The following is a 21,982-nucleotide window of genomic DNA, read 5'->3' on the forward strand; positions in this document are numbered from 1 at the left end:
AAATGGGGTAGAAGTGCAAGCCAATGGCGTTGCTAGAGGGGACAACGGCACCGGTAATGATGTTGTTGCCATAGAGCAAAGAGCCGGCGACAGGCTCACGGATGCCATCGATGTCCACAGGGGGAGCAGCGATGAAAGCAATCACAAAGCAGATGGTAGCAGCGAGCAGAGTGGGGATCATCAACACGCCGAACCAGCCCACATAGAGGCGGTTGTTGGTGCTGGTGACCCAGCTACAAAATTGCTCCCACAGGTTCAGTTGCTCGCGACGTTGTAAAACAGTCGTCATAGTGATAAGTCCTGTTGAACAAAATGAATGAGGGTTACAAACCGCTCACAGGGCCAAACCGAATGCCTGAGAGGCTTCAGGAGCACTCGCTGGCTGTGCAACGGAATGTAACCCTATGTTAATCAATCTCTCAGAAAAATGTAAAGGGTTATGTCTGAATTTTATATTCTGTTAAGATTTTCTCAGGGATCAGGGGGGTCCCGGCGCGATCGCTGGCTGGGGATCCAAGCAATAGGCAAGGTCAATAGATAGCTGGTTAGAGTCGCGATCGTAATCAGGGGCAGCATTGTCGTATGGGAAATCACCGTCAGAATTATCGCCAGGCCCAAAGGCGTTTTGGTAACCACCACCGTGACTGCCGCCATCATGCCAGCCAAGGCCACACTCAAGGGCGTATTCGGGAGTGCTTGGTGCACAGCCATACCCACACAAGCACCTACAAAAAATAGGGGAAAGACTACCCCCCCACGGAACCCTCCCCGCAGACAAAGACTCAGAGCAAGGAGCTTAAAGAAGGCAACCCTCAGCAAAATGCCAATGCTGTAGCGGTTCACCACTTGGATGACTTGTTCAATTTGGCGCTCACCGTAGAACAGCGTGATTGGGTGAATCAGGGCAATTAAGCCAATCAGAAACCCCACTGCCACGATCAAGAGGAGAGGATATTGCCGATAGGGGGTCAGCCAGCGTTGAATCTGCTGATCTAAAAAGACAAAGAGCGTTCCCACGGCTGCGCCAATGATGCCGATCAACACTGCAAAGCCAATATCCTCAGGACGCAGGCTATCGTAGGTAGGAAAGCGGTAAATGCCGCCAATGGTTGTGCCTGTAATCACCCGAAAAAGGGTAAACCCAGCAACAGCAGAAATCAAGGCTGGCAGGATTGCCTCATAAAACTCAAGACTACGGCGATGGGGGAGTTCCAAAACGAATAGCGTTGCACCAAGGGGCGACTCAAAAAACACGCCCATGCCCGCTGCCATCCCACAGAGGGTGAGAATGCGGGTGCTATCTGGGGATAGATGCAAACGAGCTGCCAACCAAGTGCCTAAGCCACCATTGATGTCAATCATTGGACTTTCAGGGCCAGCACTACTGCCAAATAGCAAGGATAGGCCAGAAGCCAATGCCATACCGGGTAGAAAGCGATAACTGAACCGACCCTCATGGTGTAACTCTGCGATCGCCGCCGCGATCTCCCCCTTTGCCCCAAAGAATTTGACCGATAAACCCACCAGCAAGCCGCCAAAGGCCGTAACCAGCGGAATGTAAGGATAGAGATGTGCCCACGTGCCAATGCTCACTTGGTTAGGCTCAGTCCCCCACAACAGCGCAAACCCTAGCTTGAGACCCAGATAAAAAGCCGTGGCCACACAGCCGCCGAGAAGACCAATGATTAGGGCATACAGGAGCAAACGGGGATAGGGGCAGGAGGCTCTTGCCATGGCAAAAGTGTTAGCGTCGCCGCCACCAGACAAAGACGGCAGAACCAAACCCGATAAGGGGCAAGAGAAAGACGCTGATAATCTCTAACCAACGACTGGTGGTGACATTGAGTTGAAGGCGGCGATTCGTGGTTTGGCGAGGACGAATCGAGAGTGCCTTTTGGTCGCGATCGCCCAACCAGAGTACGGAATTGACAAAGAGATCACTATTAATCCCTTGATAGGCAATCACGCCATCGGTAGCAAACTCCGAATCTCCAAAGACCACTAGGCGGGCTTCCTTCGGTGGATTGTCACTCAACTGACGGGTAATAGCCACGCCAATCGGCAGCGGGCCTTTGGTATCTACGCCTTCGGTGAATTCAAGGTTGCCCGACTTCCAATCGGTTTCTGCCCAAGTTTGCGAGCCCGAAAGGGCAATTTCAACAATGTTATCGTCCTTTACAGGATTAATGCGAATGGCTTGCGCTCGGGGAAAGACGCTGGGACCTTGGGCAAAGCGCTCAGTAATGGGGTGATTGCCATAGGTAGTGACAATAATTGTGTCGGGCCCAAGTCCCACCTGCTGACCCACACCAGAGCCATCAATGACCCAGCGATTATCGAGGGTGAGTCCCCAGTTTTTCAGTAAATCATCAAGACCTGCGTTGACATCCACATCAAGCATCAGCAAAAGGCTACCGCCACGATTGAGGTACTCCTTGAGAAGATCCTGCTCAAGGCGTAAAAAAGGCTGCCGGGGTCCAGCGACAACAATCACATTGGCATCCTCGGGAATTCTCCCCGTCTCCAGCAAATTCAGGGGCAGGAGTTTCACCTCCCGCTGTTCGAGGAGTTTGGCCACTTCACTGAGGCTGGCGGCCCCACCAGTGAGGGGGAGTTCATTGTGTCCTGTGGTGAAATAGGCGCGGATCGTGCGATCGCTAGTGACGCGAATCAAGGCGGGGGTGAGGTTGCTTTCGGAAAGGTCTTCATCAATGCGCTGGGTTTTCTCACCGGCAACAACAATCACTTGTCCCACTTGAGTCACGTTGTACTTTTTGGCAAGGGCGGGTTGCTCTTGGGGGTCAATGAACTGGAAGGAAAAGCGGTTATGAGCCTGACGGCGATACTGTTCCAACAGCAGGCGATCGCGACTGGCAGCATTGGCATCAAACACCAACACCTGCACCGGCTGACCCAGATTTTGCAGAACATCACGGGTTTCTGCCGCTAGGGTAAAGGCACGGTTTTCGGTGAGATCGATTTCAACACTGTAGCGATCGGCCAAAAAGTTAATGATGCCCAATAGCGCAATCACCGCAACCACAGTCAAGATAGCATTGGCATTTGTTTGGGTGGAACGCCGTCCCCAAAACCCTGTGGAGACCCGACTTTGCTGGATTAGCCATAGCAGCAGGGCAATCCCCCCTAAGGCTAAAAGACCCAAGGGCAGCCAATTCCAGCGGTTGGTGACGAGGCCAGCACTCAACCCAGCGATGATGAGCAGTGGCGCCGCCCACAGGAATACCGTGGTCCATCGTTCGGGTGAGCCTAGGGCAAAGCGTTTCATGACCTGTACTCCCTAATTGCGCTGGTAACGAAAAGCATCAATGGACTGGGCTGTGAGGAAAATGCCTAGGAAAACGTAACTGCCAAAAACAAAAAGGCTACTGGTGCGGAAAATACCTCGGCTCAGGTTGGTAAAGTGCTCTAGGGGTGAGAGGTAGGTGAGGATATCACTGAGGTTTCCGCCAGTATTTTTAGCCAAGACGTCCAGCACCCAAAGAATTAGCAACACAGCAAACCCCAAAATGGCTGCCAGGATCGTGCTATCAGTCAAGGACGAGAGAAACATCCCAAGGGAGAGAACTGCCGCCGCCAAGAGAATCAATCCGCCATTGCCCGCAAGAATGAGCCAAAGGGAGAGGGGGGGCGTACTCTGCCGCAGGGCTACAAATTGGTAGACAACCACGGGCAGCAGAAGCGTGGTATAGAAGGTGAGCACTGCTAGGAGCTTACCCGTTGCCACACACCAGTTCGTAATCGGCGAGGTGGCTAGCAGTTCAAGGGTGCCGCGTTTACGCTCTTCGGTGTAGAGTCCCATTGAGAGCATCGGCAAAATAACTTGGGAAATGGAGCCTAGGAGTCCAAGAAAGCTTTCGAAAATCAGCTTGGGCACGTCAATGGCTTGGCGCGGCGCTCCAAACTGCTGTTGGAGCAAATCCTGCTGAGCCACTTGGCTAATAATTGTCGTCATCACAGTGAGGAAAAACAGGCCGCTGAGGAGCCAGAACACCCCCGCAATCACATAGTAGAAGGGGGTACTAAAGTAACTTTGGAGTTCACGGCGATAGATGGCAAGAATGTTGGCAAGAAGGACACGCAGCCCGTGGAGGGAAACGCTAAGCATGGGCTTCTTCGGTGGCATCACTGGGTTCTGCGGTGGGTTCATCGGTCGTTAGCTTCAAGAACACCTCCTCTAGGTTGGCACGGGAGCGGCGCATTTCAAAGAGTTGCACCCCATTTTGGACAAGGAGACTGGCAAGATCGGCGCCAATTTCTGAAGGACTGCTGACCTGAAGCTGCTGTCGTCCCTGAAGAGGGCGATTTTCCCATGTAATCTGTTGCAGCTCAGGCAACTGTTGCAGGAGGGATTGAATTTGGGCGCGATCGCCTGCCAGTTCAAGGTCATAGGTGTAGTTACTGCTGAGGCGTTGCAGCAGTTCATCTAGCTTGCCTACCCCTGCCACTTCGCCCTTGTGGATAATCACGGCGCGATCGCAGGTCATGCTCACTTCCGCCAAAATATGGGTGGAAAGAATCACTGTGTGCTGTCCTGCCAAGTTTTTAATCAGGTTGCGCACCTCAATAATTTGGCGCGGATCCAGACCCACCGTGGGTTCATCCAGGATGATGGCTGGCGGATCGTGAACGATCGCTTGGGCAATGCCGACCCGCTGCCGGTAGCCCTTCGAGAGTTTGCGAATAATTGTCCGTTGCTGATCCCAGAGACCACAGCTTTTGAGGGCGTATTCTACCCGCTGGGGGCGATCGCCCGCACTGACGCCCTTGATGCGAGCCACAAAGTGCAGATAGCCCGCCACCGTCATTTCGGTATAGAGGGGGGGATTTTCTGGCAGATAGCCAATGCGCTGCCGCACTGCCATCGGATCTGTGTGGACTTCATAACCGGCAATGGTTGCAGTGCCACTGGTTGCCGGCAAATACCCCGCCAAAATCCGCATTGTGGTGGTTTTACCGGCGCCATTGGGGCCAAGGAGACCGAGAATCTCACCACTAGTGGCTGAAAAGCTGACATCCCGTAGGGCTGTGGTTGTACCGTAAACCTTGGTCAGGTGTTCGACCTGAATCATGGCGTTTCCTCAACTCGCTACTGGTTCTACGGGAAACACTGACACAAAATATAGCCTTTTTTTAATCAAATGCTGAGGACTTGAATAGTGGTCTTCTGGGGCAGATTGGCTGCCGATAGACTGAGGGCAGCACCCCCACTGCGGCGAACTGGGGTTCCCTCCATGACTTTCAAAAAGTCCTCTAGCCCCGCCAGATCACAATTATTGGGGTCAGCGGCAGCGGTTCGATAGTGGCAAGGAATAACCAAACGCGGTTGTAAAACTTCAATGGCCGCCTTGGCGTCCTCAGCCCTATAGGCTTTGGCACCGCCTCCCACTGGCACGATCATGACATCAGGTTGACCCATAAGAATGCGTTGCTCGACGGTGATGGGCATCGCAATGCCGCCCATGTGCAGGAGGTTGATGCCCCCCTGCTGCCAGCGCCAAACCACATTGATACCAAAGCGGAAGCCACCAAAACGATCATGACTGGTACGAATGCCCTGAATACTTAAACCATTGACTTTATAGGAGCCTGGCTGCAAGAGCAGTTTAGGCCGACCGGGCAAGCCTTGGATGTAGCCCTCGTCCAAGAGGCGACTGCTAATCATGACAATATCAGCGGTGACGCGGGGAGGCCGCAATCCTTTGGTGCAACCAAGGGGGCGGAAGGGATTGACGAGTACCCGCTGACCACTGCCGGTAAAGAGAAAGCAGGTGTGGCCAAACCACTGGAGAGAGAGACTACCCCCTTGGGCATGGGCTGCCCAGTGTCCACCAAGGCTGGCGATCGCGCCCACTTGAGCCAAACGCAAGAACTGCCGCCGTTCCATTTTTTCTCCCCACACTCCTATTCCAGCTCAGTGTACCGAAAAGTGGCGGGCTCACAACGGTGGACTGGACAGCCGTCGCAAAAAGTTCCGTAGCAGGTCTTTGCCGCAGGTGGTGAGAATGCTCTCGGGATGGAATTGCACCCCTTCCAGCGTCGGATATTGGCGGTGGCGCACCCCCATAATTAGGCCATCCTCCGTCCAAGCGGTAATTTCCAACACCTCGGGGCAACTGTCGCGATCAATGACGAGGCTGTGGTAGCGAGTGGCACTAAAGGGTTGAGGCAGGTCTTGAAATACCCCCACACCCTTGTGGTAAATTTCCGACGTTTTGCCGTGCATCAGGGTTGGTGCGAGCGTCACCTTACCACCAAAAACCTCACCAATGGCTTGATGTCCCAAGCAAACCCCCAAGATGGGCAGTTGTCCAGCATAGCTACGGATCAGGGCTTCGGAAATCCCCGCATCCGCAGGGCGACCAGGGCCGGGAGAAATCACGACACCCGCAGGGGCAAGGGCAGCAACCTCATCGAGGCTGATCTTGTCGTTGCGAAAGACCCGCAGATCCCCAGCAATTGGGAACTCCCGCGCTAGCTCCCCTAAGTATTGGACAAGGTTGTAGGTGAAGCTGTCGTAGTTGTCAATAACGATAATCAAGGGAGAAGGGTCCTCTCATCTTCTGTGTGTCTTGATATGTGTCTTGATCCTACTACTCAAGGGGTTGGGGGAATGGTGCAGCTATGGTGTCAGGGACACTGTTTTCGCCCTATAGCAGCGGTGATCTTTGACAAGGATGGCACACTAGCCGATGTTGCCCATTACCTGAGGGTGGTGGCGATCGCCCGTGCTGTGAAAATTGCCGAACCCTTTCCCAATCTTAAGGAGTCGTTACTTCAGGCTTTTGGGGTGATTGGTGATCACCTTGATCCAACGGGGTTGCAAGCTGTGGGGACACGGCAGGAGAACCTCATTGCCGCCGCCGCCTTTGTAGCCACACAGGGAATTCCTTGGATTGCTGCCTTAGAACGGGCCAACGCTGCCTTTGGGGAAGCAGACCGAGAATTTAGCGCCAAAGCACCGTTAACCCCACCCCTACCGGGGGTCATTGAGCTAGTGCAACGGCTCCATCGGTTAGGATGTGCCTTGGCAATTATCTCTAGCGATCGCACCTCAGAGATTGAGGCTTTTTTAGACACCTATCACCTGAAGCCCTTTTTCCAACTCTGGCAGGGGGCAGATGAGCTACCCACGAAGCCCGATCCGCAGGTATTCCTGAGGGCGTGCGATCGCCTGGGGGTGCGGCCCGAACAAACCGTCGTCATTGGGGATGCCGACAGTGATGGCCTCATGGCACAGCGGGGAGGCGCAGCGGCCAGCATTGGTGTCACCTGGGGTTGGCATAGACCACCAGCGTTGAATTATTGTGATTGCATCCTTGCCTCACCCTTGGAGATCCAGATCAGGAGTGATGAGAACTAATTAGACTCAGTGGCAACAAAGGGTCAAGGGTAACTAAGACGATAGTGGAGATAAACCTCATTGCCCACCGGCAAGACATTCAGGAGGCTTAACCTCCCTGAGCAGGGGATCTCCTCTGGATAGAGGCGAGGGGCTGCCGATCCAAGGAGGAGTGGGCAGAGGGTCAACCACAATTCATCAATGGCAGCAATTTGTAACAGGGAAGCGAAAAGCTGTCCTCCCCCCAGCACGGCCAAGGTTTGCACCCCAGAGGCTTGAAGGTGGGCAAAAGCCTGCGGCCAGTCAATCGCCTCTCCCCTAGTGCACCAACAGTGATCAAAGGCAGTGGATCCTTGCCAACGGCTGGCGCCTTTCTCGGTCGTCAGTAGGGCACGAGGAATCGGCTGGCGAAAGAAGGGAAGATTGAGGTCTAGTTCACCACTAGCAGAGCAGACAATTTGCAAGGGTTGGGGCGATCGCCCTTGATGTTCGCGCTCAGCAATCAGATGAGAAGATTGAAGGCGCATCGCTGTCCCCCCCAAACGCAGTGTTGTTGCCCCAAAGAGTACCGCATCCACCTGCGCTACCTGCTGTTCCAGGTGCTGAAAGTCATAGGCCGAGGCAATGCGCTGACCGCGGGCATCGGCCCGAGCTAGGCAGCCATCTAAACTACTGGCCAAAATTGCAGTCGTGTAGGGGCGGGAAATGGGCTGGGGCTGGCTCAAGGGATCATCACTTTTTCAGTCGCTGGTGCCGGAGTCTCATTGAGCAATTCTAGCCGTTGCTGGCTGGCAGGATCACTCGGAAAAAAATTATCTCCCCCCTCTTGCACCAATAGCTCACTACAGGGGATCGTGTCGGAGAGAATGGCACTCGCCATCATGCCGCTGTGAACTTCCAGCTGTCCTGCCCGTGGCGATTCAAACACCAGTCGTTGCCCCGGGAAAACCACCCGCTCGAAATACCAGTTGGCAATATTTGTAATGCGTACCACCTGAATTTTGCTGGTGGCATTGACGTAACAGCAGAGGATGCGATCGCAACTATCGCTGGGGACGGGATCAAAGATTTGCGGCATAGGGATTAAGGATTTGTTATAGGACATGTCTTTACCCTTGTTAGCCTAACATTGCCAATTCGATGCAGTTGTAAACTCAACTACAGGATCGACAGTTGATCCCTTCCTTGAATTACCGTGATCCCCTGCTGGAAAGGCGCAAATGTGTTAAAAACTAAACAGCTATAGAGATTTATTAAGAATTTAGCGTTTCCATAGATCTTGTCTTGGGCTAACCTATGTCGCCGCGTGTCCTCTACGTCCGTCTCCCCTGTAACCCGATTTTTCCCATTGGGGTTGTCTATCTTGCAGACTATATTCATAAGCAATTACCAAGTATTGAGCAACGGATTTTTGATTTGGGGACAGTGCCGCCCCTCGATTTTCGGCCTGCCCTCGCCCAAGTCATTGATGAGTTTCGACCCACCCATCTGGTTTTTTCTTGGCGAGATATTCAAATCTATGCCCCGGTGGGCGGACGGGGGGGCAATCCCCTGCAACATGCCTTTGAGGTCTATTACGCTCGCAATCCTTTGGTGAAGCTGCGGGGAGCGATCGGGGGTCTGCGGGTGATGAGTGCCTACTATGGTGAACTTTGGCGCAACCTCAATTTGATCCGCTTAGGACTCCACCATGCCAAGCGTCACCATCCGGAAGTCACAACCATTGTCGGTGGCGGCGCAGTGAGTGTCTTCTATGAGCAGTTGGGCTCTCAACTGCCCAAAGGCACCATTGTTTCCGTTGGCGAAGGGGAAACGCTGCTGCACAAAGTCCTAACGAACCAACCCATTTCCGGGGAGCGTTGCTATGTTGCGGGTGTTGACAAGCCCCGCGATCGCCTCATTCACGAATGGCCAACCCCCATCGAAAAAACCGCCTGCAACTACGACTACATTGAGACCATTTGGCCGGAATTTGAGTATTACCTTCAGGGGGGCGACTTTTATATCGGGGTGCAAACCAAGCGGGGCTGTCCCCACAACTGCTGCTACTGCGTCTATACCGTGGTTGAAGGCAAACAGGTGCGCATTAACCCTGCTGAAGAAGTCGTCGCTGAAATGCACCAGCTCTACAATCGCGGTGTGCGCAACTTTTGGTTTACCGATGCCCAGTTTATCCCCGCTCGTAAATTTATCCCCGCCGCGATCGCCCTGCTGCGGGAAATCCTCAAAGCAGGCATGAATGATATTCACTGGGCGGCCTACATCCGTGCCGACAACCTCACCCCCGAGCTGTGTGAGCTAATGGTGCAAACGGGGATGAACTACTTTGAAATCGGCATCACCAGTGGCTCCCAAGAACTGGTGCGAAAAATGCGCATGGGCTACAACCTGCGAACAGTGCTGCAGAACTGCCGTGATTTGAAAGCCGCTGGGTTCAACGCCCTTGTCTCTGTGAATTATTCCTTCAATGTCATTGATGAACGCCCCGACACCATTGCCCAAACCATTGCCTACCACCGCGAACTGGAACGCATCTTTGGTGCAGACAACGTTGAGCCAGCCATTTTCTTCATTGGTCTGCAACCCCATACCCACCTTGAGGAATATGCCCTCGAGCGCGGCATTTTGCGTCCTGGCTACAACCCCATGAGCCTCATGCCGTGGACGGCCAAAAAACTGCTTTGGAACCCGGAACCCATGGGATCCGTCTTTGGGGAGGTGTGCCTTGCGGCTTGGCGACTCAATCCCAATGACTTTGGCCGCACCGTGATGGATTTACTGGAGGAGCGCTTTGGCCGTGCCCCTTTGGCGGCGGCCTTATCTGCTCCTCTTGAGGAACCTCCTTTGGTGCATCGTTAAAAAAAGCGAAATAAAATGACCATTCCCCCTTAGAATGTTTCCTAGATCATTTCTGGCCATGAGTTAGTAAACAGAGGAAGGGATCAGGTGGTTAGAGTCGCTATCAATGGTTTTGGGCGCATCGGTCGGAACTTCATGCGTTGCTGGTTACAGCGGAAAGCCAATAGCAAGCTAGAGATTGTAGGCATCAACGATACCTCCGATCCCCGCACCAATGCCCATTTGCTAAAGTATGACTCGATGTTAGGCATTTTCCATGATGCCGAAATCACTGCTGACGACGACTGTATCTATGCCGGCGGCCATGCGGTTAAATGCGTGTCTGATCGCAACCCTGAAAATCTGCCTTGGAGCGCTTGGGGGATTGATCTGGTCATTGAAGCCACGGGGGTCTTTACCAGCCGCGAGGGGGCAAGCAAACACCTGAGCGCTGGTGCAAAAAAAGTGCTGATCACAGCACCCGGCAAAGGCAATATCCCCACCTATGTGGTCGGGGTGAATCACCACACCTACGATCCCAGTGAGGATATCGTCAGCAATGCCAGTTGCACCACCAACTGCCTAGCCCCGATTGTCAAAGTGCTCCATGAAACCTTTGGCATCCAGCAGGGGATGATGACGACGACCCACAGTTACACCGGGGATCAACGCCTGCTCGATGCGAGTCACCGCGATCTGCGGCGAGCCCGGGCAGCAGCGATGAACATTGTGCCCACTTCTACGGGGGCTGCTAAGGCAGTCGGGCTGGTGATTCCCGAATTGCAAGGGAAACTGAACGGGATTGCCCTGCGGGTACCCACCCCCAATGTTTCTGTGGTGGACTTTGTTGCTCAGGTGGAAAAACCCACCATTGCTGAGCAGGTCAACCAAGTGATCAAGGAGGCCTCTGAAACCACTATGAAGGGGATTATCCACTACAGTGAACTGGAGCTTGTGTCTTCCGACTATCGGGGTCACAATGCCTCCTCAATTTTGGATGCGTCCCTAACGATGGTGCTGGGGGGTAATTTGGTAAAAGTGGTAGCTTGGTACGATAACGAGTGGGGCTATAGCCAGCGGGTTCTGGACTTGGCAGAGCACATGGCCACCCACTGGTCTTAGTTGTTTCATTACTTAGGAATTGGTTCGCAACTCACAATGCAAGATAAGTCGATGTTAATGATTCCGGGTCCAACGCCGGTGCCGGAATCGGTTCTTCTGTCTCTCAGTAAACATCCTATTGGCCATCGCAGCGGTGACTTTAGCGAGATCATGGCAGCGGTGACGGCAGGGTTGAAATGGCTGCATCAGACGACGAATGATGTGCTGATTTTGACGGCCAGCGGCACAGGGGCAATGGAAGCCGGAATCATTAACTTTCTCAGTGCGGGCGATCGCGTCCTGGTGGGCTGTAACGGCAAATTTGGCGATCGCTGGGGAGAAGTGTGCGATGCCTATGGCCTGAAGACGGAGCGCATTACTGCCCCTTGGGGACAACCCCTCAACCCCGATGACTTCAAAGCAGCCCTCGAGGCGGACACGGCTAAAACCATCAAAGCGGTAATTGTTACCCACAGCGAAACCTCAACGGGGGTGATCAACGACTTAGAAGCGATTAACCGCCATGTCAAAGCCCACGGCCAAGCCCTAATCATTGTGGATGCCGTCACCAGTCTTGGCGCTGTGAATGTCCCTATTGATGAGTGGGGACTAGATGTGGTTGGTTCTGGTTCCCAAAAGGGCTATATGATTCCACCGGGATTGGCCTTTGTCAGCGTTAGTGCCAAAGCATGGGAAGCCTACAAAACCGCAACGCTGCCCAAGTTCTATCTTGACCTTGGCAAATACCGCAAAGACGCCGCCAAAAACACAACCCCCTTTACGCCACCAGTGAATCTCTTTTTTGCCCTAAAGACGGCACTGGAGATGATGCAGGCGGAGGGTCTAGACAGTATCTTTGCTCGCCACCAGCGCTTGATGCAGGCCACCCGTGCGGCCATGAAGGCACTCAACTTGCCCCTCTATGCGCCGGATGACTGTGCCAGTCCCGCCATTACTGCCGTGGCACCCCAAGGGGTAGAGGCCGAAAAAATTCGCAACCTGATGAAAAAACGCTTTGACATTGCCCTCGCGGGGGGCCAAGATCACCTGAAGGGACAGATTTTCCGCATAGGTCACTTGGGCTTTGTTAGCGATCGCGATATTTTGGCAGCTATCAGTGCCCTCGAAGCTGTGCTGGGGGAATTGGGCTACAGCAACTTTACTCCAGGGGCCGGGGTGGCCGCCGCTAGTCGTGTATTGACCGCAGCCTAAGGGATGGAACCTTGGTTACAGCCAGCAGCACTCCGGCAGGCACGACGCATTTGTGTCAGTTTTCAGCGCTGGACGGGGCGATCGCTCCTCCCCAATCCTGCTGAGGATGACTGGAGCCTAGGGCAGCAATTGTTTGACTGGTCCCAGCCTGTTCTATCCCATGGGAGTGAGGCAGATCCAATTCTCAATTACGGCAACCAAGCTGCCCTCACCCTCTGGGAATACCTTTGGACGGAATGGGTGCAGCTTCCCTCCCGCTTTACGGCTGAACCGATGGCTCAAGCTGAACGGTCAACACTCCTAGCCCAGGCTGCTCGCCAAGGGTATACCAGTCACTACAGTGGCATTCGTATCTCCCGCACGGGGCGACGGTTTCGCATTGAAAATGCTTGCATTTGGACAGTCCTAGATGAGGCAGGCAACCCAGTGGGACAAGCTGCCACCTTTGATCACTGGCGTTTTCTGTAGGATTGATTTAACTAATTCTGCTTTCCTCTGAATTCGTCAGATCACCTATGAAAGAACTCTTTCTCCATTGGTTGCATCAGCTACAAGCCTTCCGCTACCATCGCCGCAAGCCAGAAAGCCTCGATCAGCTGACCCGCACACTTGATGTGGAGTCCCGTTTGAGTGTTCCCTATATCGTCTTGATTGTCACCTCCTGCGCGATCGCTACCCTTGGGCTACTGGCCAATAGTGCAGCGGTGATTATTGGGGCAATGATTATCGCCCCCTTGATGGCACCCATTCGCGGGCTAGCCTTTGCCTCTTTAAGTGGGAATATCAGACTCTTTCGAGAGGCAGCTTTCGCTCTAGGTACAGGCACCTTACTTGCTATTGGGATATCATGGCTGATTGGCCTATTTGTGCGTCTTGAAGTGTATGGGAGTGAAATTATGGCTCGCTCCCAGCCTACGCTCCTTGATCTTGGTATTGCCGTCGTGGCCGGTGTTGTGAGTGCTTACGCGATCGCCGAGCCTCGTATTTCCAATACCTTAGCCGGAACTGCCATTGCGGTTGCCCTAATGCCACCAGTGTGCACGATTGGCCTAGGGCTTGCCCAAGGGAATGCCCGCCTCACCCTGGGGGCTATCCTGCTGTATCTCACCAATCTGCTGGGCATTGCCCTTGCCTGTATGGTTTTCTTTGTTATCACCGGCTACATTCCCCTCCACCGCAGTCGCCGTCCACTGCTTATTGCTGGGGCCTTAACGGCTGTCTTAGTCGTACCGCTGGCAATTAGTTTTAGTCGCCTTCTGCAACAGGCACGCCTCCAGTATCAGGTACGGCAAGCGCTGGTGCGGGGTACGCTCACGTTTCAGCGACTAGATTTACTGAGTAGCGAGACCGACTGGGTCAGTGATCCACCCATTGTGCTCCTGAATGTGCGGGCCCGTGAACCTGTGACACCCAAGCAAGTCAGGCTGATGGAAGAGTTTATCCATCAGCACATGGGTCGCCCTTTTCGCTTAGTCCTACAGGTGTCTAGTGTGCAAGAAGTAACCGCAGAAGAGTCAACGCCCTAGTTTTTTGAGCGTCAAGCGAAAATGTTAAACTATTGGGACTCCACCCTAATTTCGGTGTCATCTGCTCTTTGTCAACGCTGCCTATTCACGCATGAGTGATTTTCTTCCCTATGCCTACCTCAAGGGTCAATTTGTGCCCTTTGAAGAAGCCAAAATTTCCGTGGCCACCCATGCCCTCCACTATGGAACAGCCGCTTTAGGCGGCTTGCGTGGTCTTCCCAATCCTGCCAATTCAAAGGAAATTCTCCTTTTCCGTCTTGAGGATCACTGTCGGCGCCTCAGTCGCAGTGCCCATTATCTGGGCTATGAATTGCCAACCAGTGACATTAAAGCAAGAATCATTGAGTGGGTGCAGAAAAATCAGCCCAGCGTGCCTTTCTATATTCGGCCCTTGGTTTATACCTCCGGGTTAGGAATTGCACCCCGGCTCCACGATATTGAAAAGGATTTTCTGATTTACGGCATGCCCCTTGGGGATTATCTTTCAGCCACTGGTGTTACCTGTCGTATTAGCTCCTGGCAGCGGCAGTGCGATCGCTCCTTTCCCCTCCGGGGCAAGCTCACCACCTCCTACATTGTCTCCGCCTTGGCCAAGACAGAAGCGGTTTCCTCGGGCTTTGATGAGGCGATTCTCCTCAACGCTCAAGGAAAAGTCTGTGAAGCGTCGGGGATGAATCTCTTCTTGGTGCGGGATGGACAACTGATTACGCCGAGCGTGGATCAGGATATTCTTGAGGGGATTACCCGCCGCAGTGTCATTGAACTGGCGCAAGCAGCTGGGGTCAAGGTGATGGAGCGACCCGTGGATCGCACGGAACTGTTGATTGCGGATGAGGTCTTTTTAACCGGCACGGCTGCGCGAATTGTGCCCGTCAGTCGTATTGAGACCTACACTCTGCCTAGCGATCGCCCCCTGACACTCCAACTGCAAAAACAATTACAGGCGATCGTTGAAGGCCGAGAGCCGCAGTATCGCCATTGGATTGATGTCATTCCGCTCTAGCTCAAGCGATTCTGATCGGTTGGGGTGAGATACTTGCACAGCCTCAGTTCAGTACCCTGGGCATTCCAATAGACCTCATCAAAGATCGCATAGATTAAAAATAAGCCCCGACCACATTCACAGTCGGCGGCTGGCAACAACTCATCAGCGGTTTCAGAAACATTACTGGGGGGGGAGAAGCCATCCCCCTGATCCGTAATCACCCACCAGCACTGATCAGGCGCAAAGGTATAACGCACCAGAACTAACTTCTCGGGGTTGAGTTGATTGCCGTGGCGAGCCGCATTAACGAGGGCTTCTTGGAGGCCGAGCCTAATTTCGTCTTTGTATTGGGGGGGAAGATCACTGATGAGAATCTCGAGGATGGGTTGGAGAAAAAGTGTCGAGGGAAATGCTAGGGTCTGCCACTGAGGCGCAACGTACATTAACGTCATAGACGGCATAACCCGCGAAGGCTAACTGGGCAGCGGGATACAGATCCGAGACAGATGAGAGTCATTGGCGGATAACCGAACCCCTCTCCCTTTAGCTTAGCAAGGGAGTTGTTGCTCACACAACCGCCGCCTGGCTGGCCAATCTTTGGGGGGCCTAATGCAGGCGATCGCCAAAATAGCGGCGGTAAAGATCACAGCGCACCTTAGCCAAATTCCCCTCTAGGGTAATCAGTCCCAAACTGTGGAGCTTAAAGCCAATAGTGCTATCAACAACACCGCCGTTGTCTGCTTGCAGAATCTTCCTAAAGGCGGGTACCAGGTCTTTTTGCTGCTGGAGATGCCACCACTGTCGCCGCAGGTGATCTCGATATAACCCCGTTTCTGAGGCTGCATTGGCCATTAGCTCCTGCCATGTGAGGTCTTGGCGGGCGAGATGATAAAGACTCAGACGAATCAGGTAGGGATGCCCCCCCACCAAGTGCTGAAGGTCTTGAAGCTGCTCTTCTGAGAGACTCAGGCCGTGAAGGCGGCACAACTCAGCAATTTGTGCTTGGGTGAATTCCGGCAGATCAACGGCTAAGCCAACGTTAAAGGGAGATTGGTTAATATCCAGGGGAATGTAAACCTCGGTGCCATGCACCACAATTAGACGGAGATTGCGCCAAATATCGCGGTTTTTGCCCTCCTCATGCCATGCCCGCAACAGGCCAAAGAAATCACTGGCCACTTCCGGATATTCAAACACCCGATCCACTTCGTCTAGGCCGAGAACAAGGGGGCGACCCTCAAATTGTGTCCCCGGTTTCTGGCAATTGGGTAAGAGATACTCCTCAAAATAGGCAGTGCAGTTATATTTACTGCCAAAAATGTCATCCCAATACTCATTGAGGCGGTTTTCTAGCCCTAGGCGCCGTCCAACACTGGCACAGAGCCAACGCAGTAGTTTTTCCAAATCACTGAAGACTTGGGCATCCGCCAGTTGGAAACTGAGAGGAACAGTGCCATAGCCCTCTTGGGTGGCACGGTAGAGCAGCCGTGCCATGAGTGAGGTTTTGCCCATTTGGCGGGGAGCTTTGATGCGAATCAGGGAGCCGGGTTGCAAGAGGGTTTCCCGACAACGCTGCTCAATAGGAGGCCGCTCAATATAAAACGCCGAGGCCACTTCCACTTGCCCTTCCGGCAGTTCTGGCTCAGCCACGGGAACAGGGGCACTATCACCAACGAATGTATTCTTTTGATCGGGTTCAGCAATGGTTTCTTGGGGGGCATCGCTACTGGTGGCCACAGGGGCCGTGGTCGCATTCACCAAGTCGAGAATTTCTTGCAGCAGGGTGTCGGTATCCGCTGGCGATCGCCAGAAGCGCTGTTGCAGTCGATGCAGGTAGCCCCGCAACTCATAGTTCAAGGGCATATCCAGCGGAAAATTGACCCGCACAGGCAAGATAAAGGGACGGCGATCGCCCCGGTGGGCTTGCAACTGTTTGACGGTGCGGACTTCCTCGAGCACCATTTCACTTTGAGCTGCCGTTTGCGAGAGCAACAGAACAAAAAAATCACACTGTTTGAGCTCCTGATCAATCCGCTGTGCCCATGCTTCCCCGAGACGGATACTTTGGCTAGCCATAAAGGGTTGGTGACCCGCCTTTTGCAAGGCCTCTTGGAGCGCACTTGCCAATTGCAAATCGGTGCCGTGACTGGAGTGACTGATAAAAATACGGCGACCTTGGTTGGGAAAGGCGGCGGTGGCTGCCGGTGGTGAGGACAGCGGTTTGGGTTCGGTGGCTTTGGGGGGTAGCGTGGAAACAGGGGGTAGTGGACGGGGTGGCGCCTCACCTGCCTTTGGCGATCGCCAGAGGTCTTGAACGGGAGTTCTGAGAAATTTGCCAAGGCGAAACCAAAAAGATTTGGGCACCTCTACCTGTTGCAGACTGGCAAGGGCATCGGCAGCCGTAGCAAAGCGTTCATAGGGAGAAGGGTGAATGAGCTTATTGACAAACTGCACTAGGCGATCGCTCACCGGTTCAGTGGCTTGCCAACACCAACAGCCGTAGGGGTTTTGGGTGAGTTGCAGGGGACTCAACCCCGTTAATGCCTGTACAGCCACCATTCCCAAGGAATAGAGATCGCTGGCCGGGCGGGGCCGTCCTTGGGCTTGCTCTGGTGCCATATACCCCGGTGTGCCAATGGCGATCGTCTGCGGATTCGCATCTCCCACTAAGGTACCACCGCCAATGGAGACCCCCATTTCCTTCACAGCACCAAAATCAATGAGGACCAAGCGGTGATCCAATTGGCGACGAATTAAGTTATCGGGTTTAACATCACGGTGGATGACACCACATTCATGCACAAAGCTGAGAACTCCGAGGGCATCTTGGAGCAGCTCAATCACCCGTGCCTCTGACCACGCACAGCCCGGCAACAATTCCTGCCGTAGGACTTGACCCTCAACGAAGTCTTGGACAAGGTAAAACTCGTTGTCCTCCTCAAAGTAGGCAAGGAGGCGGGGGATTTGGTCATGAGTGCCCAGCCGCTCTAGAATTTGTGCCTCGCGCTGAAAGAGCGATCGCGCCAAGGGGAGAAAGGCCGCATCCCTACGGGCAGGGCGCAGGTATTTAACAACACACTTGGCCCGAATAGGCCGATGAACATCCTCTGCCAGAAACGTTTGGCCAAAATTCCCAGCTCCCAAGACTCGAATGAGTTTATAGCGCCCGCCAAGGGTTTTCCCAATCATGATAATTGTTTTTTACCGGCGTCTCCTTGTTGATATATCTTGGCACAGCCCTTCCCCGCTCCACCATCAGAGTGCCCCCATGGGGTATTTGGCGCTAAGGATCGCATGCCGCACAGGAGATAGGAAAACCACCCTTGCACTCCCAGACATTGCAAAACCAGACATTGCAAAAGAGGAGATAAAAGGACTCGATGCCGCTACCGCAGGATCATGAATAGACTGACGACGAGGCTCAGTAGGAAACAGCCCACACTCCCAATGGCATGGGCCGGGAAAACTCAAAGGCCTCCCTTGAGCGATCGCCCTGGGGACAGTATTTCCTCAAATTTCTCAAAGAACTAGCTCGGTACCTTGGGCGCTGGATTCTTGCATTTTACACCTGCCACTAGGGGAAAGCAGCCTTTATAGCCTTAGCGGAATAATTTGACCAAAAAGGCCGAGGCTCCAGATGGTTTGAATGGGCAGTTCAGTTACAAAGAGGGTGGCAACGCCAAGGTTATAGGCTTGGGTGTTGTAGGCGATGTAACGTTCAATCTCTTCTGCTGGGCGGGATTCGAGTTGGTCACAGACTTCCAAAGCCACCATAGCTATGCCGCTATTGCGATTGATGATCTCTGGGCACACCTGAGTCAGAAGGAAGGTATTGATTTCCGTTGCGGTATGGCGTTGATAGTCGGCAGGGGTGGGATTGGTGAGGCAGGCCGCAATAATCCCCAACAGCAAGAAGGCACCACCGCTGCACCAGAGAGGGCGTGCCCTGATTTGGGAAAGGAGAGGCACTTTCATGGGAGAATTCTCTATGCTATGCTAGAAAACTAGCTTAGGAAGCATGGCGAGCGTAGCCAAGTGGTTAAGGCAGTGGATTGTGGTTCCACCATTCGTGGGTTCGAGTCCCATCGCTCGCCCTTTATTCTAGTGGATAATGTACCGAGCGGGTGTGTCTGTGGCACAACGGCTACTGTGGGGATGTCTTGTACTGTTGCTGAGCCTGCTGCTGGTTGCCTGTGGCGGTGAGGGGTCGCGCCAAGGGGATCACAGTCTTGTCATTGGCACCACGGCTCGCCTGCGCACCCTCGACCCCGCTGATGCCTACGAAAACTTGGCGGGCCTGCTTCTGTTCAATTTGGGCGATCGCCTCTATACCTACAAAGGCAAAGACCTCATTCCCCAACTGGCCACTGCCTTACCCGAAGTTAGCGAAGATGGCCTCACCTACCGCATTCCCCTTCGGCGGGGGGTTTACTTCCACGATGGGACGCCCTTTAATGCTGCGGCCATGGCCTTTTCCCTGCAGCGATTTATGAATAGTGGTGGCCAGCCCGCCTCCCTGCTCGCAGGACGAGTCAAAGAAATTAAGGCGATCGCCGAGGACTTGCTGGAAATTCGCCTTAAGGAACCCTTTGGGGCTCTTCCCCATTTGTTGGCCTTTAGTGGTTTGTGTGCTGTTTCTCCTACGGCCTATGGCGCAGCGGGCAATCGCTTCTTGCCGACCCAATTTGTGGGCACAGGCCCTTACCGCCTAGCGGCCTACAGGACGGATGGGGTGCGCCTTGAACCCTTTGCTGACTATTGGGGCACCAAACCCGAAAATGCTGGCATTCGTGTGCAAATTTTCTCCAGTAGTGCCAATCTCTACAATGCCTTTCGCACGGGGGCAGTGGATGTGGCGATCGGTGCTCTCGATCCCAATCAAATTCGCGCCCTCAAGAGGCAAGCGCCAACGAAGCACTGGCAGGTAATTACGGGGGCAGGCAACGCTGTGACCGTCCTGAGCATCAATGTGCGCCAACCCCCTTGGGATCAATTGGCGGCGCGGCAGGTTTTGGCTGCGAGTGTCAATCGTCAGCGCCTCGTAGAACGAGTCTTTTTGGGGGAAGCAGAACCCCTGTACTCCTTAGTGCCGAGTTTATTTCCTGTGAGTGAGCCCGTCTTTCGCGATCGCTATGGAGACGGCGATTCTAGCCAAATAGAGCACTGGTTGCAGAACACGACTATTTCACCGCAGCAGCCCTTGGTGGTGAACCTTTGGTACCGTGCCAATGTTCCCAGTAATGTCTTGGCGGCAACGGTTCTGAAAGCCTCCCTAGAGCGGGATTTGGGCGATCGCGTTCAGGTGCAACTAGACAGTGCCGATTCCGCCACGATCTACCGCAATTTAGAAAGTGGAGCCTATCCCTTGGTCTTGCTCGACTGGTACGGTGATTTCTACGATGCCGATAACTACCTTGAACCCTTCCTGAGTTGCGATCGCGGTTCCGTAGCCACCGGCTGTGAAAGGGGTGCCAGTGCTGCGTGGGGGTCGTTTTTCTACAGTCCTGAGGCCAATGCTCTCATTGTTGCCAGTCGCCGTGAGGCCAATCCCCAACGCCGCGGCGCCCTCTTGCGTCAGCTTCAGGAACTCAATGCTGAGGCCGTGGCCTTTTTGCCCCTGTGGCAGAGTCAAACCACCCTCTTTGCCCAACCCCAGTTGCAGGGGTTAACCCTTGATGTCAACCAGCTCTTTGCCTTTGCCCCCCTGCGGAAGAATCAATGACTCCCCGAAAGCAACGCTTGGATAGTCTTCTTGTGGAGCGGCATCTATGTGAGAGCCGCCAACAGGCACAACGCTGGATTCGTGCTGGCGAAGTTCAAGTCAACCATATTCCCATTGATAAGCCGGGGACGCTGGTGGCTGTGGATGCCACAATTCAGCTGAAAGCAAAACCCGCCTATGTTTCGCGGGGGGGTGAAAAGCTTGCCCATGCCCTGGGGGTCTTTCCGGTGGTGGTGCGCGATCGCGTGTGTTTGGATGGCGGTATTTCCACAGGCGGCTTTACGGATTGTCTGCTGCAAGCGGGAGCCCAATTGGTCTATGGCATTGATGTGGGCTATGGCCAAGTGGATTGGAAACTGCGCCAGGACCGGCGCCTTATTCTCAGGGAACGCACTAACCTGCGTTACCTAACCCCCGCTGATCTGTACACCGACGATGGACCCCGACCCGATCTGGGGGTGGTGGATGTCTCTTTTATTTCCTTAACTAAAGTGTTGCCGGCCCTATGGGAATTACTGCGGCCGCCGCGAGAGCTTATTGCTCTAATTAAGCCGCAATTTGAGGTGGGGCGCGATCGCCTCGGCAAAAAGGGTGTAGTGCGCGATGCCAAGGCGCGTCAAGAAGCGGTGGATCAGGTGATAACCGCAGCCGCAGCTTTGGGGTGGCAGTGCTACGGTGTCACTCCCTCGCCGATTTTGGGGCCTGCGGGCAATCAGGAATTCCTTGCCTACTTTTCCGGTGGTGCGAATGGTGTCCTGGAAAACAAGATGGTATCATCCTCCTGACAAAAATGACGGTTTTCTGAGAAGGCAGCAGGTGGCACCGTTGGACAAACGGAAGCCAGCCTCAGCCTCGGTCTCTCGGGTCGGCAAACCCTATGGCAATTATTCTTCCCCAAGCCATTTTGATTATCCTGCCCCCTTTACCAATAACTTCATGACGCTGATACAGGACGGCCCTCTTTTGGTGGGGATTGGGGTGCCCGAACTGCAAAATATGACGAGCGCGTTTGCCAATTCCATGACAAATCCGCAGCAGAAGCTCTTTGTTTATATTTTGGGGGCAATGTTCTATTTTGCCCTCTCTTTCCCCTGTCACGGCTCTGCCGCTTCCTTGAGCGGCGGTGGCAGCGATCAACTATTTCATAATCAAAACCGTTATGAGTATGATATATTAGGCATAGCTGTTAAAAAATGTAAACAGCCCTATTCAACCTATCCTAGTTAGGAGTACGAGGT

At 53.8% G+C, this 21,982-nt stretch carries 21 protein-coding genes, 1 tRNA gene and 1 pseudogene; 11 read left to right on the forward strand and 12 right to left on the reverse strand.

Going from position 1 to position 21,982, the window contains the following annotated elements:
* The 7 genes and pseudogenes from IGQ16_RS08110 to IGQ16_RS08140 form a co-directional block, all read right to left on the reverse strand.
* A pseudogene (locus tag IGQ16_RS08110) lies at positions 1-289 on the reverse strand (photosystem II q(b) protein); the annotation flags it as partial.
* A 182-nt stretch (positions 290-471) separates the two neighbouring features.
* Positions 472-1,734 carry a chloride channel protein gene (locus IGQ16_RS08115; RefSeq protein WP_297060978.1) on the reverse strand — a complete coding sequence of 421 codons (1,263 nt, stop codon included), beginning with the start codon at positions 1,732-1,734 and terminating at the stop codon, positions 472-474.
* Positions 1,735-1,744: 10 nt separating this feature from the next.
* On the reverse strand, positions 1,745-3,286 hold the full coding sequence (locus tag IGQ16_RS08120) for a Gldg family protein (RefSeq protein ID WP_297060980.1): 1,542 nt from the start codon (positions 3,284-3,286) through the stop codon (positions 1,745-1,747).
* A gap of 12 nt (positions 3,287-3,298) precedes the next feature.
* The gene (locus IGQ16_RS08125; protein ID WP_024124330.1) at positions 3,299-4,126 is read right to left on the reverse strand and encodes an ABC transporter permease subunit; all 828 of its coding nucleotides are present in this window, start codon (positions 4,124-4,126) and stop codon (positions 3,299-3,301) included.
* Complete coding sequence (locus IGQ16_RS08130; RefSeq protein WP_297041225.1) at positions 4,119-5,090, reverse strand: ABC transporter ATP-binding protein; 972 nt, start codon at positions 5,088-5,090, stop codon at positions 4,119-4,121. The genes IGQ16_RS08125 and IGQ16_RS08130 overlap by 8 nt, the downstream gene beginning before the upstream one ends.
* Positions 5,091-5,155: 65 nt before the next feature.
* A complete protein-coding gene (locus IGQ16_RS08135) occupies positions 5,156-5,905 on the reverse strand; it encodes an MBL fold metallo-hydrolase (RefSeq protein WP_297060981.1) in 750 nt (249 codons plus the stop codon).
* Between the two features lie 51 nt (positions 5,906-5,956).
* Positions 5,957-6,559, reverse strand: a complete 603-nt coding sequence (locus IGQ16_RS08140; protein ID WP_024124327.1) for an aminodeoxychorismate/anthranilate synthase component II — start codon at positions 6,557-6,559, stop codon at positions 5,957-5,959.
* Between the two features lie 72 nt (positions 6,560-6,631).
* On the opposite strand from IGQ16_RS08140, the gene IGQ16_RS08145 reads away from it, so the two are divergent.
* On the forward strand, positions 6,632-7,381 hold the full coding sequence (locus tag IGQ16_RS08145; RefSeq protein ID WP_024124326.1) for an HAD family hydrolase: 750 nt from the start codon (positions 6,632-6,634) through the stop codon (positions 7,379-7,381).
* Between the two features lie 23 nt (positions 7,382-7,404).
* Here IGQ16_RS08145 and IGQ16_RS08150 read toward each other — a convergent pair whose 3' ends face one another.
* Both IGQ16_RS08150 and IGQ16_RS08155 read right to left on the reverse strand, forming a co-directional pair.
* Positions 7,405-8,085, reverse strand: a complete 681-nt coding sequence (locus tag IGQ16_RS08150; protein ID WP_297060983.1) for a RibD family protein — start codon at positions 8,083-8,085, stop codon at positions 7,405-7,407.
* Positions 8,082-8,438 (reverse strand): DUF1830 domain-containing protein, encoded by a 357-nt coding sequence (locus IGQ16_RS08155; RefSeq protein WP_051372764.1) that lies wholly within the window; start codon positions 8,436-8,438, stop codon positions 8,082-8,084. Before IGQ16_RS08155 ends, IGQ16_RS08150 begins: the two co-directional genes overlap by 4 nt.
* A 218-nt stretch (positions 8,439-8,656) precedes the next feature.
* On the opposite strand from IGQ16_RS08155, the gene IGQ16_RS08160 reads away from it, so the two are divergent.
* From IGQ16_RS08160 to IGQ16_RS08185, 6 genes are all read left to right on the forward strand, one after another.
* Complete coding sequence (locus tag IGQ16_RS08160; protein ID WP_024124323.1) at positions 8,657-10,219, forward strand: photosystem II high light acclimation radical SAM protein; 1,563 nt, start codon at positions 8,657-8,659, stop codon at positions 10,217-10,219.
* 87 nt (positions 10,220-10,306) lie between these two features.
* Entirely contained in the window at positions 10,307-11,320 is a 1,014-nt protein-coding gene (locus IGQ16_RS08165; RefSeq protein ID WP_297060985.1) for a type I glyceraldehyde-3-phosphate dehydrogenase, read from the forward strand.
* A gap of 36 nt (positions 11,321-11,356) precedes the next feature.
* Positions 11,357-12,511: an alanine--glyoxylate aminotransferase family protein gene (locus IGQ16_RS08170; RefSeq protein ID WP_041429016.1), complete on the forward strand. Its 1,155-nt coding sequence runs from the start codon at positions 11,357-11,359 to the stop codon at positions 12,509-12,511.
* Between the two features lie 3 nt (positions 12,512-12,514).
* Positions 12,515-12,979: an MEKHLA domain-containing protein gene (locus IGQ16_RS08175; protein WP_024124320.1), complete on the forward strand. Its 465-nt coding sequence runs from the start codon at positions 12,515-12,517 to the stop codon at positions 12,977-12,979.
* 47 nt (positions 12,980-13,026) lie between these two features.
* Positions 13,027-14,037, forward strand: coding sequence for a DUF389 domain-containing protein (locus IGQ16_RS08180; RefSeq protein WP_024124319.1), 1,011 nt, complete (start codon positions 13,027-13,029; stop codon positions 14,035-14,037).
* Between the two features lie 91 nt (positions 14,038-14,128).
* Positions 14,129-15,040, forward strand: coding sequence for a branched-chain amino acid transaminase (locus IGQ16_RS08185; RefSeq protein WP_024124318.1), 912 nt, complete (start codon positions 14,129-14,131; stop codon positions 15,038-15,040).
* On the opposite strand, the gene IGQ16_RS08190 is transcribed toward IGQ16_RS08185, so the two are convergent.
* The 3 genes from IGQ16_RS08190 to IGQ16_RS08200 all read right to left on the reverse strand — a co-directional run bounded on the left by IGQ16_RS08190 (position 15,037) and on the right by IGQ16_RS08200 (position 18,997).
* On the reverse strand, positions 15,037-15,465 hold the full coding sequence (locus IGQ16_RS08190; RefSeq protein ID WP_024124317.1) for an ATP-binding protein: 429 nt from the start codon (positions 15,463-15,465) through the stop codon (positions 15,037-15,039). The two genes, IGQ16_RS08185 and IGQ16_RS08190, sit on opposite strands and share 4 nt — an antisense overlap.
* 163 nt (positions 15,466-15,628) lie before the next feature.
* Positions 15,629-18,211 carry an AAA-like domain-containing protein gene (locus IGQ16_RS08195; RefSeq protein ID WP_297060988.1) on the reverse strand — a complete coding sequence of 861 codons (2,583 nt, stop codon included), beginning with the start codon at positions 18,209-18,211 and terminating at the stop codon, positions 15,629-15,631.
* 402 nt (positions 18,212-18,613) lie between these two features.
* On the reverse strand, positions 18,614-18,997 hold the full coding sequence (locus tag IGQ16_RS08200; protein WP_024124315.1) for a DUF4359 domain-containing protein: 384 nt from the start codon (positions 18,995-18,997) through the stop codon (positions 18,614-18,616).
* 46 nt (positions 18,998-19,043) lie between these two features.
* On the opposite strand from IGQ16_RS08200, the gene IGQ16_RS08205 reads away from it, so the two are divergent.
* From IGQ16_RS08205 to IGQ16_RS08220, 4 genes are all read left to right on the forward strand, one after another.
* Positions 19,044-19,116 (forward strand) — tRNA-His (locus IGQ16_RS08205).
* Positions 19,117-19,154: 38 nt separating this feature from the next.
* The gene (locus tag IGQ16_RS08210) at positions 19,155-20,744 is read left to right on the forward strand and encodes an ABC transporter substrate-binding protein (protein WP_297060989.1); all 1,590 of its coding nucleotides are present in this window, start codon (positions 19,155-19,157) and stop codon (positions 20,742-20,744) included.
* The gene (locus IGQ16_RS08215) at positions 20,741-21,529 is read left to right on the forward strand and encodes a TlyA family RNA methyltransferase (protein ID WP_297060991.1); all 789 of its coding nucleotides are present in this window, start codon (positions 20,741-20,743) and stop codon (positions 21,527-21,529) included. Before IGQ16_RS08210 ends, IGQ16_RS08215 begins: the two co-directional genes overlap by 4 nt.
* Before the next feature lie 31 nt (positions 21,530-21,560).
* Entirely contained in the window at positions 21,561-21,971 is a 411-nt protein-coding gene (locus IGQ16_RS08220) for a hypothetical protein (RefSeq protein ID WP_297060993.1), read from the forward strand.
* Positions 21,972-21,982: the final 11 nt, after the last annotated feature.

The organism is Thermosynechococcus sp. M3746_W2019_013 (assembly GCF_015296045.1).
In the GTDB taxonomy this organism is placed as follows: Bacteria; Cyanobacteriota; Cyanobacteriia; order Thermosynechococcales; family Thermosynechococcaceae; genus Thermosynechococcus.

What these genes read in the sequence shown, in the direction of transcription:
- IGQ16_RS08175 (WP_024124320.1), top strand. Translation starts at nt 12,515, where the DNA reads ATGGAACCTTGGTTACAGCCAGCAGCACTCCGGCAGGCACGACGCATT.
- IGQ16_RS08145 (WP_024124326.1), top strand. Translation starts at nt 6,632, where the DNA reads ATGGTGCAGCTATGGTGTCAGGGACACTGTTTTCGCCCTATAGCAGCG.
- IGQ16_RS08125 (WP_024124330.1), bottom strand. Translation starts at nt 4,126, where the DNA reads ATGCTTAGCGTTTCCCTCCACGGGCTGCGTGTCCTTCTTGCCAACATT.
- IGQ16_RS08130 (WP_297041225.1), bottom strand. Translation starts at nt 5,090, where the DNA reads ATGATTCAGGTCGAACACCTGACCAAGGTTTACGGTACAACCACAGCC.
- IGQ16_RS08180 (WP_024124319.1), top strand. Translation starts at nt 13,027, where the DNA reads ATGAAAGAACTCTTTCTCCATTGGTTGCATCAGCTACAAGCCTTCCGC.
- IGQ16_RS08115 (WP_297060978.1), bottom strand. Translation starts at nt 1,734, where the DNA reads ATGGCAAGAGCCTCCTGCCCCTATCCCCGTTTGCTCCTGTATGCCCTA.
- IGQ16_RS08120 (WP_297060980.1), bottom strand. Translation starts at nt 3,286, where the DNA reads ATGAAACGCTTTGCCCTAGGCTCACCCGAACGATGGACCACGGTATTC.
- IGQ16_RS08135 (WP_297060981.1), bottom strand. Translation starts at nt 5,905, where the DNA reads ATGGAACGGCGGCAGTTCTTGCGTTTGGCTCAAGTGGGCGCGATCGCC.
- IGQ16_RS08200 (WP_024124315.1), bottom strand. Translation starts at nt 18,997, where the DNA reads ATGAAAGTGCCTCTCCTTTCCCAAATCAGGGCACGCCCTCTCTGGTGC.
- IGQ16_RS08170 (WP_041429016.1), top strand. Translation starts at nt 11,357, where the DNA reads ATGCAAGATAAGTCGATGTTAATGATTCCGGGTCCAACGCCGGTGCCG.
- IGQ16_RS08155 (WP_051372764.1), bottom strand. Translation starts at nt 8,438, where the DNA reads ATGCCGCAAATCTTTGATCCCGTCCCCAGCGATAGTTGCGATCGCATC.
- IGQ16_RS08215 (WP_297060991.1), top strand. Translation starts at nt 20,741, where the DNA reads ATGACTCCCCGAAAGCAACGCTTGGATAGTCTTCTTGTGGAGCGGCAT.
- IGQ16_RS08190 (WP_024124317.1), bottom strand. Translation starts at nt 15,465, where the DNA reads ATGTACGTTGCGCCTCAGTGGCAGACCCTAGCATTTCCCTCGACACTT.
- IGQ16_RS08160 (WP_024124323.1), top strand. Translation starts at nt 8,657, where the DNA reads ATGTCGCCGCGTGTCCTCTACGTCCGTCTCCCCTGTAACCCGATTTTT.
- IGQ16_RS08185 (WP_024124318.1), top strand. Translation starts at nt 14,129, where the DNA reads ATGAGTGATTTTCTTCCCTATGCCTACCTCAAGGGTCAATTTGTGCCC.
- IGQ16_RS08195 (WP_297060988.1), bottom strand. Translation starts at nt 18,211, where the DNA reads ATGATTGGGAAAACCCTTGGCGGGCGCTATAAACTCATTCGAGTCTTG.